The organism is Arthrobacter sp. MMS24-T111 (genome assembly GCF_054888995.1).
Genome location: NZ_JBTZRO010000001.1, coordinates 1,714,206 through 1,726,741 on the forward strand (window position 1 = coordinate 1,714,206; position 12,536 = coordinate 1,726,741).

Sequence of the window (12,536 nt, forward strand, 5' to 3'; positions counted from 1 at the left end):
CGGTGTTTCTTTCCGTAACAACTACTTTTCAGCACTTTCAACCACCTTTCTAGATGAATGCTCTGGAAAGAAATGCACTTCTTCCCGTATTCTTCAGAAATGTCACCTTCAAGCTGGAACAGGGACGTCTCCCAGCCATCGCCCACCGCCGCCCCGGAACTGGACGTCATTGCCCTCGGCCGCCGCGTCCGCCACCTGCGCAAGCAAGCCGGCCTGACGCTCGATGACTTGAGTGCCGCCGTCGGCACCGCTCCCAGCCAGCTGAGCCTGATCGAAAACGGCAAGCGTGAGCCCAAACTGACGCTGCTGCAGCACCTCGCGGGGGCGCTCAATGTCAGCATCGACCAGCTGCTCGGGGCCGAGCCGCCCAGCCGCCGCGCCGCGCTGGAAATTGAGCTGGAACGGTACCAGCGCGGACCGCTGTACGAGTCGCTGAACCTGCCCAAAATCCGCATCAGTTCGCGGCTTCCGGTGGATGTCCTGGAGGCCCAGGTGGGGCTGCTGCATGAGCTCGAACGGAAGATGAACGAGCAGGTGGCCACCCCGGAGGAAGCCCGCCGCGCCAACGGTGAGTTGCGGGCCATGATGCGGGAGCGCGGCAACTACTTTCCGGAGTACGAGGCCGAGGCGCAGAAGGTCCTTCAGGAGGTTGGCTACACCACCGGTCCGCTCAGCCAGCACGTCATCGCTGACATTGCCGCACATTTGGGCTTCACCCTGCACCATGTGGGGGATCTGCCGCATTCCACCCGGTCGGTGACTGACCTGAAGAACCGCAAAATTTACCTGACCCAGAGCCAGCGGCAGGACCACGACCCCCGCTCGGTGCTGCTGCAGGCATTGGGCCACTACGTCCTGGGCCATGAAACGCCCAAGAACTACGGCGACTTCCTGGCCCAGCGGGTGGCCACCAACTATTTCGCGGCCGCCCTGCTCCTGCCCGAACAGGCCACGGTGGAATTTCTGCAGAAAGCCAAAGCTGCCAAGGAAATCGCGGTGGAGGACATCCGGGACGCGTTCGCTGTCTCCTACGAGACCGCGGCGCACCGGTTCACCAACCTGGCCACCAAGCACCTGGGCATCACCACGCATTTCCAGAAAACGCACCAAAGCGGGATCATCTACAAGGCCTACGAGAACGACGGCGTGAACTTCCCCCAGGACCACACCGGCGCCATTGAGGGGCAACCGTCGTGCAAGGCGTGGACATCGCGGGCGGTGTTCGACGTGCCGGACAAGTTCAGCGCGTACAGCCAGTACACGGACACACCGTCAGGCACGTACTGGTGCACCGCCCGCACGGAACGCTCCGCCGCCGGGGAATTCTCGCTGAGCATCGGGGTGCCCTACCAGCACGTGAAGTGGTTCCGCGGGCGCGAGACCACGGCCCGGGCCACCTCCAACTGCCCGGATCCGAACTGCTGCAAGCGCCCGCCTGCCGAACTGACCAACCAGTGGGCCGGCAATGCCTGGCCTTCGGCGCGGGCCCACTCGCACCTGCTGGCCGCGATGCCCCCGGGCGCCTTCCCCGGCGTGGACGAAACCGAGGTGTACAGCTTCCTGCAGGCCCACTCCGGGAGCTAGCCGCACGCCCGCTCGTATCTTGCGGTTATCCCACGCACGCCCGCTCACATCTTGCGGCTATCCCAGCAACGCCCGCTCATGTCTTGCCAAAGAAGTGAGCGGGCGTTTGGGGTTTTCTTGTCGGAGGTGAGCGGGCGTTGGGTCAGCCGTGCAGGGTCCGGTAGGCGTCGGCCGCGGCGGGGTGCAGGGGGACGCCGGCGGTATTGATGAGGCTTTCGGCGCTGAGGAACTGCACCCCCAGGCTGGATTGTGGAATGAGTTCGCCGGCGTTGTGCACCAGCAGTTGCACCGTCCGCTCCACCGTGGCGTGGTCCAGGTCCCGGCGGCACAGCAGCAGGTTGGGCGCGCCCACGGTCCACACTGCCGGGATGCCGGGGTAGCTGCCTTCGGGGATGAGGACGCGGTCGTACATGCCGCCGTACCGCCGACGCAGTTCCGGAAGCAGGCCGGATAGGTCCAGCAGCCCCAACGCCACGTCCTGCTGGGCTGTGGCGATGGCGGCGGTGGGCACGCCACCGGACCAGAACAGCGCATCCACGGTCCCCGCCTTGAGCGCCGCGATGCCGTCGTTCAGGCCAAGATTTTCGACGGCGGCGGTCCCGGCTGCGGGCGCTGCGGCAGTTGCCGAGGCACCCAGGCCGGCCGCTTCGAGGAGCCTGGGGGTGGTCAGGGAGGTGCCGGACCCCGGCTGTCCCACGGCAACCCGGCGCCCGGCAAGCCCGGAGACATCCCGGATCCCGCTGTCCTTGCGCACCACGCAGTGGACGTAGTTTTCGTAGACCTTGCCGATCGCGGCGATGTCTGCCGCATTCCCGCTGGACTGGTCCCCGGCAGCGTCCGCGAGGGCCACGGCAAACGCGGCGCGCCCGGCCCGGAGCTCCGCAATGTTGTCCAGGCTCCCGCCGGTGGCTACGGCGCGTGCATGGCTGGCCACGCCGTGACGCTCCAGGGCCGCCGCCAGGAGCGTAGAGAACTCGAGATAGAAGCCGCCCGGTTCGCCGCCCGCCACAATAAGGCTCTCCGGCCGGTCCCCGCCGGTGCAGGCATTGAGCGCGGCCGGCAGCACGGTTGCAAGCCCGACGGCGGTGGCCCACGTCAGGACGGAGCGGCGGGAAGGGTGCGGTGCGGGGATGGAAACGCTAGGCACGGGTACCACCGCCGGGCATCGCATCAGGGGCGGCGTTTGAGTAGGAGCTGAACTCGATCCGGGCCGACAACCCGTGCGGGGAAGCCTGAGCCAGCACCAGCCGGCCCCCGTTCGCTGCGGCCAGCTCACCCACAATGGTCATGCCCAGCCCGGTTCCCGGAACCGAGGAGTGCCGCGGAGACCGCCAAAACCTGGTGGCAGCCGAGGCGCGCTCGGACGCCGAAAGCCCCGGGCCGTCGTCGGAAATTTCTACCACAACCGCGTCCATTTCCGCCCGCACGGCGGCGGTGACGGTGGCCCCGGGCGCGTACTTGAAGGCGTTGCCGAGAAGTTCGTCCAGCATCTGGGCCAGCTCGGCGGCCCGGCACGCAATCAGGGCCGCCGGATGGGGCGCCGGCACGAGCACCAGTCGGCACCCGGCCTGGTCCGCCAGGGGTGCCACCCGTTCGATTTCGCCCTGTAAGACGGGAAAGGGGTCGATGGGCGGGGCGGCGGCGTGGTCTGCGGGAGAGACAGATGCCCGCAGGGACCCCTCGGATGCCCTGTGTTCCGCGGCGGCAAGTTTCAAAACCCCGTCAAGGATGTCCTCCACCCGCTCAAGCTCCGCCACTGCCCGCTCCGCTGCGTCGTGTTCGCGGGCGGATTTCAGCTCAAGCTGGAGCAGGTCCAGCCGCAGCCGGAGTGCGCCCACGGGGTTGCGCAGCTGGTGGGACGTGTCCGCAATCAGCTGCCGTTGCGCTTCCATGCTGGCGCTCACGGTCCTGGCCATAGCCGTGAACGACCGGCTCAGTTCCCGCAGTTCCGGGGGACCTTCCTCCGGAAGCCGCTCGGTTCGCCCGGTCCGTTCCAGCTCATGCACCGCCGAATCAAGCCGGAGGACGGGCCGCAGCACCCAGCCGGTGACCCTGGCCGCCCCCAGCAGGAGCACTGCTGCCAGCGCCAGGGCCGCAACTCCCACACCGAGCCAGCGCTGCTGGAGCTTCTGCCGGGCCGTCTCCGCGTGGACGTCCAGGACCACGGCACCGAGCACCTGGCTGGCGCTGCCGAACGGCCGGAAAATGACGTGCGACCCCGCGCCGAAGGGTTCCAGCGGTTCCAGGGACGTATTGCTCACGTTCAGCCGGGCCATCGACAGTGCGTCCTGCACGTCGGGCCGACCCGCGTCCAGGTCCCCCGAACGCAGTGTGGCCTGCTGGACGCGGACCACAATCCCTTCGCCATACAGCCCGGAATAGGTATCCATTTCCCGCTGCAGGCGCACGGTGTCGCCGTCGTTCGCGGCGTCAAAGGCTACTTGTGCCAGCCGGTTCAAGGAGGCCGCCCGATTGATCTGCAGTTCCTGGGTCAGCTCCCGGGAAGCGGAGGTCAGGATGGTGCCCGAGATGAGGAAGACCACCACCAGGCACAGCACGCTGAGGACCCCGAGCACCCGCAGCCTCATCCGGCAGCCGCCTCCACGCGATAGCCCACGCCGCGGACATTGATGATGAATCCCGGCTTGCGGAGTTTTGCCCGCAGCCCCGTGAGGTGCACATCCAGGGACCTGGAGGAGGCCAGGAAGGCGTCACCCCAGAGGGCGTCCAGGATCTGTTCCCTGGTGACTACCGAGCCTGCGTGGCGGGCCAGCAACGCGAGGAGTTCGAACTCCGTGGCAGTCAGCGGAACCGGTTCGCCGGCCTTGGACGCGGTGCGCTTGGCCAGGTCGATCTCCACGTCGTCCAGCACGATCACCTCCGGCGGCTTCCCCCTGCTGCGCCCGGCCCGGCGCGTTACAGCCTCTATCCGGGCCAGCAGTTCCACCAGCTTCACCGGTTTGACCAGGTAGTCGTCCGCGCCGGAGCGGAGCCCGAGCACCACGCTGCGTTCGTCGTCGCGCGCGGTCAAAATCAGGATGGGCACGTCGGTGACCTGGCGGAGCTTGCGCAGCACCTCCAGGCCGTCCATGTCCGGAAGCCCCAGGTCCAGCAGGATCACCTGGAAATTCCGGTGGGAGAGCAGCGCGTCAGCGCCCCGGGACAACCGTCGCGGGTGGTGCCCGGCACTTTCGACGGCGGCCGTGAGCGCACCGGCCATGGCGTCGTCGTCCTCGACGATCAGCACGTCCATGGCCATCTTCCTTGCCGCGTTTCCACTGTTTCCAGGTCCAGTTGCCGGTTCATTCCCGCCCCCGTGAGACTACCGCGTGGCGGCGCAATTTGCCCGACTGCGGGAGGTCCGGCAGGAGGGAAAGCGGATCACCGGCGAAACCTAAGGAAGTGTTAGGAAAGTGCGTTCCCCGTTGGTTGTGCGGTGGATCACCCATACCGTGGATGAGGCCCTCCGCCGCAGGAGGCCGAGGTTACTACCAGGAGGAACTCACCGATGAGCACCCAACAAGCCGCGCCCCAGTCGGAGGCAGCCCAGACCCGCCGGGCGGTGGGCAACATCCTGAAGGGCTCCGCGGGCAACCTCGTGGAATGGTACGACGTCTACATCTACACGGCGTTCCTGGCGTACTTCCAGCCACACTTCTTCAACTCCAAGGATCCTCTGCAGGGCGCACTCGAAGGCATGGCGGTCTTTGCCGTCACGTTCCTCATGCGGCCCATCGGCAGCTGGTTCTTCGGCAGGTTCGCTGACCGCAAGGGCAGGAAGGCGGCCCTGACGCTGAGCGTGACCATGATGTCCGCGGGCTCATTCTTCATTGCCATCCTGCCCACCAAGGACGTGATCGGCGTCTGGGCGCTGGTCCTGCTGGTGCTGGCGCGCCTGGTCCAGGGCTTCTCGGTGGGCGGCGAATACGGCACCAGCGCCACCTACATGTCGGAGGCGGCCACCGCCAAACGCCGCGGATTCTTCTCCAGCTTCCAGTACGTCACGCTGATCGGCGGCCAGATGCTGGCACTGCTGGTGCTGGTGGTCCTGCAGAACGTCCTGGACAAGGAGGCCCTGGCCGGATGGGGCTGGCGCATCCCGTTCGCCATCGGCGGCGTGGCCGCACTGGTAGTGCTGTGGCTGCGGCGTTCCATGGAGGAAACCGTCTCCGCCAGCCAGGTCGAGGCGGCCGCAAAGGCCAAGGCATCCGGGGAAGCCCAGCCCGGAACGCTCCGTCTGCTCTTCACCAAGCACTGGAAGGCGCTGCTGATCTGCATCGGCGTCACCCTGGGTGGCACGGTGGCGTTCTACACCTACACCAACTTCATCCTCAGCTTCATGAACACCACCAGCGGCATCGCCAAGGAAACGACCTCGGTCATCAACTTCTGGGCGCTGTTCATCTTCATGCTGCTCCAGCCCGTCTACGGCATCATTTCGGACAAGGTGGGCCGCAAGCCCTTGCTTCTCTGGTTCGGCATCACCGGTGTGCTGTTCACCTGGCCGCTGATGTCCGCGCTCGCCGGGACGAAGGATCCCTTCGTGGCCTTCATGCTGATGATGGGCGGCCTGCTGATCGTTGGCGGCTACACCTCCATCAACGCCCTGGTGAAGGCCGAACTGTTCCCGGCCTCCATCCGCGCCCTCGGCGTCGGCCTGGGCTACGCGATCGCGAACTCCCTCTTCGGCGGCACGGTGCCTTTGATCGGTGCCGCGCTGCAGAAGGCCGGGCAGGTTGAGCTCCTCTTCACGTACGTCACCGTGGCGATCGGCATCTCGCTGCTGGTCTACATTTTCGCCCTGAAGAACAAGAAGGCCACCCACCTCGATGGCGAACAGGGCCACGCGTGGGAACAAACGCCGCGGGGCGGCGGCAAGGACAAGGATCCGCTCGGCGTCTAGTCCGGGAGGCACCCAGGTGCCTGGTTCCAAAGGAGGCGTACGACGACGGCTGCCAGGCCGCCGTCGTACGCCTCCTTTATGCGCTGGGGGTCCTTAGTGCCGGGCAGTCCGCCGCCGCGCCAGGAAGCCGTGGGCAGCGAACAGGCGGGGCAGTACCACGTACACCGCAGTCGGCACCACCACCATGGTCAGGGCCATCGCCCGGAAGATGGGATGCCAGGTTTCCATCAACGGAGCGGAAACCATCATTCCGAGGGCCACCAGGGGGAAGATGGCCAGCCAGGTGATGGCTGCGCGGACATGGATAGACGGCGGCGAGGGCACTGCCGCGGGCTCCGGTGGCATGGGGGTGGCCGAATGGGCGATAGCGGGGGAGGCGGGCTGGGTCACCGTGTCCATAAGAACTCCAACTAGTTAGTTGCTTTTTACTTGCAATGACAATAAACGCGGCCCGCGCCAATTGCAACTACTTGGTTGGGATTGCGTAGACTTGTGTCATGGCGTGGAACACGAAGCGGACCAAGGAACTGTTGCTCGCGGCTGCCACGGAGGAGTTCAGTGCCAAGGGCCTCGCGGGAGCGCGGGTGGACCGGATCGCAGCTGCCGCGGGCGTGAACAAGGAGCGCATCTACCAGTACTTCGGCAAGAAGGACGAGCTCTTCGACGCGGTCCTGGCCGCCGAAATGGTCCGGGTCATGACCGAGGTACCCATTACCGGCACCGGGCCGGAAGCGTTCGGGGAATACGCCGGCCGCCTCTTTGACCGGCATACCACCGACGGCGTCCTGCCCCGGCTCCTGTTCTGGGAAGGGCTTGAACGCGGCAAGGAAACCGTCAGCCGTGCCACCCGGTCCGACCACTGCGCCATCAAGGTGGGCCAGGTGCTTGACGTCCTGCCCGGGATCGACCGCACGGACGCCGCGGACCTGCTGATCACCGTCATCACCCTCTGCGACGGCTGGCCCGTCCTGCCCCAGATCGACACCCTCCTGGCGGGCAGCGGCCCTGACCGCACCGCCCGGCGTCGTGCGTTCATTGTGCGGACCGCCACCCTGCTCGCCGGCGCGCTCTTCGCGGAGGCGCAGGCAGCGTTGGCAAACGCGCCCGGCTAGCTGCACCACCGCGGCCGCTGGCGGCGGGCGGTCCGCCGGGCGCGGGCGGACTATATTGGGCCATGTCAGCACAGCACCACAAACGCGGGAGTCTGCACTCATGGCCAAGGAACTTGCCACCCAGCTCATCGAACAACTCCAGGCTGCCGGCGTGCAGCGGATCTACGGGATTGTGGGTGACAGCCTCAACCCGATCGTGGACGCCGTCCGGCAAACAGGCGGGGCGGCGAAGGGTGGGATCGACTGGATCCACGTCCGCCATGAGGAAGCCGCCGCCTTTGCCGCAGCCGCCGAAGCGCAGCTCACCGGCAAGCTCGCGGTCTGCGCAGGATCCTGCGGCCCCGGCAACCTGCACCTGATCAACGGCCTGTACGACGCCAACCGGTCCGGGGCGCCCGTGCTGGCCATTGCCTCCCACATCCCCAGCAAGCAGATCGGCAGCAGCTTCTTCCAGGAAACCCACCCGGACCGGCTCTTCAACGAATGTTCGGTGTACTCCGAACTGGTCAGCACCGCCGAGCAGGCGCCGCGGGTCATGCACAGCGCCATCCAGCACGCCGTGGGCCTCGGGGGAGTCGCCGTCGTGACCCTTCCCGGCGATATTGCCGGACTCGAGGCAACGGCACCCACCCCGCTGCCGGCCGCCTTCCGTCCCGCCAGCCTGGTCCCGGATCCGGCCAGCGTCCAAGCGCTCGCGGACGCCATCAACGACGCCGGCAAGGTGGCAATTTTCGCCGGCGCCGGCGTGGAGGGGGCACACGCAGAGCTGATGGCGCTCGCTGAGCTGGCCAAGGCGCCGGTGGGGCACTCGCTCCGCGGCAAGGACTTCGTCCAGTACGACAACCCCTTCGACATCGGCATGACCGGCCTGCTCGGCTACGGCGCCGCCGCCGAGGGCATCGAAGACGCCGACCTGCTGATCCTCCTCGGCACGGACTTCCCGTACGACCAGTTCCTGCCCGATACCAGGACCGCGCAGGTGGACCGGGCGGCGCAGCGGCTGGGCCGGCGGACCGACGTCGACATTGCCGTCCACGGCGACGTCCTCCCCACCCTGCGGGCCCTGCTGCCGCTGGTGAAGGCCAAGAAGAGCCGCCGGTTCCTGGACCAGATGCTCAAGAAGCACGACCGGCTGATGAACAAGGCCGTGGGCGCCTACACCCGCAAGGTGGAGAAAAAGCAGCCCATCCACCCGGAGTACGCGGCCTCGCTCCTGGACCAGGTGGCGGCAGAGAACGCCATTTTCACCGCGGACACGGGCATGTGCAACGTCTGGACCGCCCGCTACATCAACCCGCTGGGCACCCGGCGGCTGATCGGGTCCTTCCTGCACGGTTCCATGGCCAACGCCCTGCCGCATGCCATCGGCGCGCAACTGGCAAACCCGGGCCGCCAGGTCATCTCGGTCTCGGGCGACGGCGGGCTGTCCATGCTGCTGGGCGAACTCATCACGCTCGCTGCCTACAAACTGCCGGTCAACGTGGTGGTCTTCAACAACTCCACGCTGGGCATGGTCAAGCTCGAGATGCTGGTGGACGGGCTGCCGGACTTCGGCGTGGACGTGCCGGACGCCAACTACGCCGCGGTGGCTCAGGCCTTGGGCTTCCACGCTTTGCGGGTGACCGATCCGGCGCAGATCGAGTCGGCATACCGGGAGGCCTTTGCACACCCCGGTCCCTCCCTGGTGGAGCTGATCACCGATCCCAAAGCGCTGTCCATCCCGCCAAAGATCTCCGGGTCACAGGTGCTGGGGTTCGCCACCGCCATGTCCAAGGTGGTGCTGAACCGCGGTGCCGGCGAAGCCGTGAGCATGGCCCGCAGCAACCTGCGCAACATCCCCCGGCGCTAGGAACACATCGCGTTCGCCGGAAACTGCCGGGTTCGCCGGAAACTGCCGGGTTCGCCGGAAACTGACCGGTTCGCCGGAAAATCCCGGCGATCTCGAGGGTTTCCGGCGAACCCGGTGCAGGCAGGCCGGATCTACCGTGCGCCGCCCTGCCAAAGCGCATCGAAAGGGGCGCCCGAGGCTACGCGGTTCCGGATCCCTGCGGTGACGAAGTCCTTGGCGGTCCGGGCAGCCTCCAGCGGGCTGGCGCCCTTGGCCAATTCCGCGGTCACGGCCGCGGCGAGCGAGCAGCCGGCACCGGAGACGGCAACCTCGCCCACCTTCGGGGCGGTGAGGACTTCCAGGGTCTCACCGTCGTAGAAGACGTCGACGGCGTTCGGGCCTTCCAGTCGCACGCCGCCCTTGGCCAGGACCGCCGCGCCGCTGAGTTCGTGGATCCGGACGGCGGCAGCCTTCAGGGACTCGACGTCGGTGATGTCCAGCCCGGACAGGGACTCCGCCTCGAAGTGGTTGGGCGTGACGAAGGTTGCCAGCGGAAGGATCTGCGCCTTCAGGGCCTGGTCCGTATCCAGCGCGTGGCCCGGTTCCTGGCCCTTGCAGATCAGCACCGGGTCCAGGACCACGTTGGCGAAGCTGTTTTCCTGCAGCGCGGAGGCCACCGTGCTGATCGTTGCCGGGCTGCCCAGCATGCCGATCTTCACCGTGTCCAGCGCGGACGGTGCGCCGGACGCCGGACCATACGCCGCCGTCGTCGCCTCCAGCTGGTCAGCGATCACCTGCTGGTCCACGGGCACGAAGCGGTGGTTCCAGCTGTCCTTCGGGTCGAAGGAGACGATGCAGGTCAGGTTCGCGATGCCGAAGACGCCCAGCTCCTGGAATGTTTTCAGGTCGGCCTGGGCGCCGGCACCGCCGGTTGCCTCGGAACCTGCGATGGTGAGGACGACGGCGGGACCGGCGGCGGACAGCGTCGCATCAGGGGAAACGGAAGTCATGCCCCCATCCTGCCACCTGGACTCGGGCGCTTTCCATGTGGTGACGTACAGGGCATCGGGACGTCGTATGGTCAGGGATCCAGCGGCTCAGAGGCTGTCAGCGCCGCGCCGGTCCCTGTCAACAGCACCACCCCCACGCGGGAAGGATGTCAGATCGCCGGAAAGGTGCCAGGTCGCCGGAAAGGTGCCAGGTCGCCGGAAAAAACCGGCGATCTGGCACCGTTCCGGCGGTTTGGCTACCGCCCAAGAGCGTTAAGGACACGCGCTTTGAACTCGTGTTCGCGGAAAAGGTCGGCCCAGGTCAGGCGAAGGAAGGTCCAGCCGTTCTCGGTGAGGGCCTTCTCGCGCTGCCGCTCCTGAAACAACGCCTCAGCCGTTGGCCCGTAGTCGAAGTACTTCGTTTTCCCGTCGAATTCGAGTGCCACCCTTTTATCCTTCCAGGCGAAATCCAGCCGGTGCTGGCCAGCACGTGTTGCCACCAACACCTGGGGTTCCGGCAGGGGAAGTTTCAGCCGAGCCAGGAGTTCGCGGGTCAGTGTTTCACCGGCCGACTCCGAACGTGGGTCTGCGTGGGTAAGGGCGCGCCGGAGGGTCCGGATCCCGCGGCGTCCCTCCAGGCCATCAGCCATGCTTTCGAGGAAGGTTTTGTCGGCCCCTAGCCGGAGGGCGTGATCGGTCAATACCAGTGCCTGCCGGTAACCCAGCATCATGGCGCAATCCACTGCTGTCCGCTCCAGCGAGGTCGCCCTGAGGCCGCCGAGGGTTACCACCTCCGACGCTGTCCACGGCCGGGTATGGCCCTGGACATCCTTGCCGAGCCGCTCGCTGGAAGGGTTCCCCGGAAGCAGGAGGTGGATCGTGTCATCTACTGCCCACAAGTGCAGACCGTGCAGCCGGGCCGCAGAAGTATGGCTGTACACATAGCCGCCGGATGAGGTGGTCAGCGTCCCGTGCGCATGGGCGCGAATCAACTGCTTGCTGCGGACGGAACGTGACTGTTTCTCCCACAGCTCTGCGCGGATGTAGCAGCCGTGGCGAAGACGTACCAGCTTCCCGTGGAGGACCAATGCCTTGATAGCCCGGGAATTGAGGCCCTTCTCCTGCAATTGCTCCGTCCGCCACAGGTTGCCGGTGCTCGGAAGGGAGGGGAGACGGAAATGCGGCTCGAGTGTCATCCCGACAGGATCCCGCCGCTGCGGCAACCCAGGAAGGCGCCGCCGTCGTCATGTGGAAAACCTGCCCATGCCGTCCTGATGCCCCGGCTCGCCGGAACCCGTCCGGCTCGCCGCAACGTTCCGGCGATCCGGCAGCTTTCCGGCGAGTTCGACGGCGGCCGGCCGGGTCAGGCCTTCAGCGTTCCGTCCAGGAGGGCACGCAGCTCACGGAAATGGCGTTCCGTGGCCTCGGGGTGGAACGCGGACGTGTCCGCCATGGTGTAGCCGTGCGGTGCCCCGGCATAGATCTCATTGGACGCCTCCAAGCCCGCGTCACGCAGCGCGTCGCCGAGGCGGGTCACCGCGTCCGGGGCCATGCTCCTGTCGTTGTCCGCGTGGCCGAACACGAAGCGGGCCCGTGCCTTCCACAGCCCAAGATGCGGGCTGTCCGGCTCGTCAGTGGCCAGGCCGCCGCCGTGGAAGCCGCCGCAGGCTGCCACCACCTCGGGGTGCGCGGTGGCGGTCCGGACGGCAAGGCGTGCGCCCATGCAGTAGCCAGTGGTTCCGATCGGGCCGGGGGCGACGCCGTCGAGTCCGGCCAGCGCGGCAACCCATGCATCGATGTCTGGCAGCGCCTTGTCCGACGTCAGGTGGCCGACCCGCGGGAACGCCGCCTTGCCGGCCGCCTCCCGGCCCTCCTGGGTGGACATGTCAACGGCCGGGGCCAGCTGCTCCACGGTTCCGTCATGGTAGAAGACGTTGGGCGCAAGCACCACGTAGCCCCAGTCCGCGATGCGCTGGGCCATCTCCTCGATGCGGGGGCGCAGGCCAAAGGCGTCCATGTAGAGGATCACGCCGGGGAACGGGCCGGTACCGCTGGACGGACGGACGACAAGGGCTTCGGCAGGGCCTGCTGCGGCCTGGATCTCAATGAGCATCTGGTCA

At 67.1% G+C, this 12,536-nt stretch carries 11 protein-coding genes; 4 read left to right on the plus strand and 7 right to left on the minus strand.

Annotated elements, in window-relative coordinates; translation table 11 throughout:
* Positions 1–72: 72 nt before the first annotated feature.
* On the plus strand, positions 73–1,584 hold the full coding sequence (locus ACX5I6_RS08035) for a helix-turn-helix domain-containing protein (protein ID WP_461841686.1): 1,512 nt from the start codon (positions 73–75) through the stop codon (positions 1,582–1,584).
* Between the two features lie 142 nt (positions 1,585–1,726).
* On the opposite strand, the gene ACX5I6_RS08040 is transcribed toward ACX5I6_RS08035, so the two are convergent.
* From ACX5I6_RS08040 to ACX5I6_RS08050, 3 genes are read right to left on the minus strand one after another with little or no spacing between them, the layout of a single operon-like run.
* Positions 1,727–2,755, minus strand: coding sequence for a TAXI family TRAP transporter solute-binding subunit (locus ACX5I6_RS08040; RefSeq protein ID WP_461840108.1), 1,029 nt, complete (start codon positions 2,753–2,755; stop codon positions 1,727–1,729).
* Complete coding sequence (locus ACX5I6_RS08045; RefSeq protein ID WP_461840109.1) at positions 2,724–4,172, minus strand: sensor histidine kinase; 1,449 nt, start codon at positions 4,170–4,172, stop codon at positions 2,724–2,726. Before ACX5I6_RS08045 ends, ACX5I6_RS08040 begins: the two co-directional genes overlap by 32 nt.
* A complete protein-coding gene (locus tag ACX5I6_RS08050) occupies positions 4,169–4,837 on the minus strand; it encodes a response regulator transcription factor (protein WP_285247343.1) in 669 nt (222 codons plus the stop codon). The genes ACX5I6_RS08045 and ACX5I6_RS08050 overlap by 4 nt, the downstream gene beginning before the upstream one ends.
* A 255-nt stretch (positions 4,838–5,092) precedes the next feature.
* Between ACX5I6_RS08050 and ACX5I6_RS08055 the strand changes: the two genes are divergently transcribed.
* Entirely contained in the window at positions 5,093–6,487 is a 1,395-nt protein-coding gene (locus ACX5I6_RS08055; RefSeq protein WP_461840110.1) for an MFS transporter, read from the plus strand.
* A gap of 93 nt (positions 6,488–6,580) precedes the next feature.
* Here the strand turns inward: ACX5I6_RS08055 and ACX5I6_RS08060 are convergent, their stop codons facing one another.
* The gene (locus ACX5I6_RS08060; protein ID WP_461840111.1) at positions 6,581–6,886 is read right to left on the minus strand and encodes a hypothetical protein; all 306 of its coding nucleotides are present in this window, start codon (positions 6,884–6,886) and stop codon (positions 6,581–6,583) included.
* A gap of 98 nt (positions 6,887–6,984) precedes the next feature.
* Between ACX5I6_RS08060 and ACX5I6_RS08065 the strand changes: the two genes are divergently transcribed.
* Together ACX5I6_RS08065 and ACX5I6_RS08070 are read left to right on the plus strand one after the other, a co-directional pair.
* Complete coding sequence (locus ACX5I6_RS08065) at positions 6,985–7,599, plus strand: TetR/AcrR family transcriptional regulator (protein ID WP_461840112.1); 615 nt, start codon at positions 6,985–6,987, stop codon at positions 7,597–7,599.
* A 100-nt stretch (positions 7,600–7,699) separates the two neighbouring features.
* Positions 7,700–9,448: a pyruvate dehydrogenase gene (locus ACX5I6_RS08070; protein WP_461840113.1), complete on the plus strand. Its 1,749-nt coding sequence runs from the start codon at positions 7,700–7,702 to the stop codon at positions 9,446–9,448.
* Positions 9,449–9,579: 131 nt separating this feature from the next.
* Here the strand turns inward: ACX5I6_RS08070 and ACX5I6_RS08075 are convergent, their stop codons facing one another.
* The 3 genes from ACX5I6_RS08075 to ACX5I6_RS08085 form a co-directional block, all read right to left on the minus strand.
* Positions 9,580–10,437: a hydroxymethylpyrimidine/phosphomethylpyrimidine kinase gene (locus ACX5I6_RS08075; protein WP_461840114.1), complete on the minus strand. Its 858-nt coding sequence runs from the start codon at positions 10,435–10,437 to the stop codon at positions 9,580–9,582.
* Between the two features lie 236 nt (positions 10,438–10,673).
* Positions 10,674–11,612 (minus strand): type IV toxin-antitoxin system AbiEi family antitoxin domain-containing protein, encoded by a 939-nt coding sequence (locus ACX5I6_RS08080; RefSeq protein WP_461840115.1) that lies wholly within the window; start codon positions 11,610–11,612, stop codon positions 10,674–10,676.
* 167 nt (positions 11,613–11,779) lie between these two features.
* Positions 11,780–12,529 carry a dienelactone hydrolase family protein gene (locus tag ACX5I6_RS08085; protein WP_461840116.1) on the minus strand — a complete coding sequence of 250 codons (750 nt, stop codon included), beginning with the start codon at positions 12,527–12,529 and terminating at the stop codon, positions 11,780–11,782.
* Positions 12,530–12,536: the final 7 nt, after the last annotated feature.

Coding starts and splice junctions, on each gene's coding strand:
- ACX5I6_RS08050 (WP_285247343.1), bottom strand. CDS start 4,837: ATGGACGTGCTGATCGTCGAGGACGACGACGCCATGGCCGGTGCGCTC.
- ACX5I6_RS08045 (WP_461840109.1), bottom strand. CDS start 4,172: ATGAGGCTGCGGGTGCTCGGGGTCCTCAGCGTGCTGTGCCTGGTGGTG.
- ACX5I6_RS08060 (WP_461840111.1), bottom strand. CDS start 6,886: ATGGACACGGTGACCCAGCCCGCCTCCCCCGCTATCGCCCATTCGGCC.
- ACX5I6_RS08075 (WP_461840114.1), bottom strand. CDS start 10,437: ATGACTTCCGTTTCCCCTGATGCGACGCTGTCCGCCGCCGGTCCCGCC.
- ACX5I6_RS08065 (WP_461840112.1), top strand. CDS start 6,985: ATGGCGTGGAACACGAAGCGGACCAAGGAACTGTTGCTCGCGGCTGCC.
- ACX5I6_RS08085 (WP_461840116.1), bottom strand. CDS start 12,529: ATGCTCATTGAGATCCAGGCCGCAGCAGGCCCTGCCGAAGCCCTTGTC.
- ACX5I6_RS08035 (WP_461841686.1), top strand. CDS start 73: ATGCACTTCTTCCCGTATTCTTCAGAAATGTCACCTTCAAGCTGGAAC.
- ACX5I6_RS08055 (WP_461840110.1), top strand. CDS start 5,093: ATGAGCACCCAACAAGCCGCGCCCCAGTCGGAGGCAGCCCAGACCCGC.
- ACX5I6_RS08070 (WP_461840113.1), top strand. CDS start 7,700: ATGGCCAAGGAACTTGCCACCCAGCTCATCGAACAACTCCAGGCTGCC.
- ACX5I6_RS08080 (WP_461840115.1), bottom strand. CDS start 11,612: ATGACACTCGAGCCGCATTTCCGTCTCCCCTCCCTTCCGAGCACCGGC.
- ACX5I6_RS08040 (WP_461840108.1), bottom strand. CDS start 2,755: ATGCGATGCCCGGCGGTGGTACCCGTGCCTAGCGTTTCCATCCCCGCA.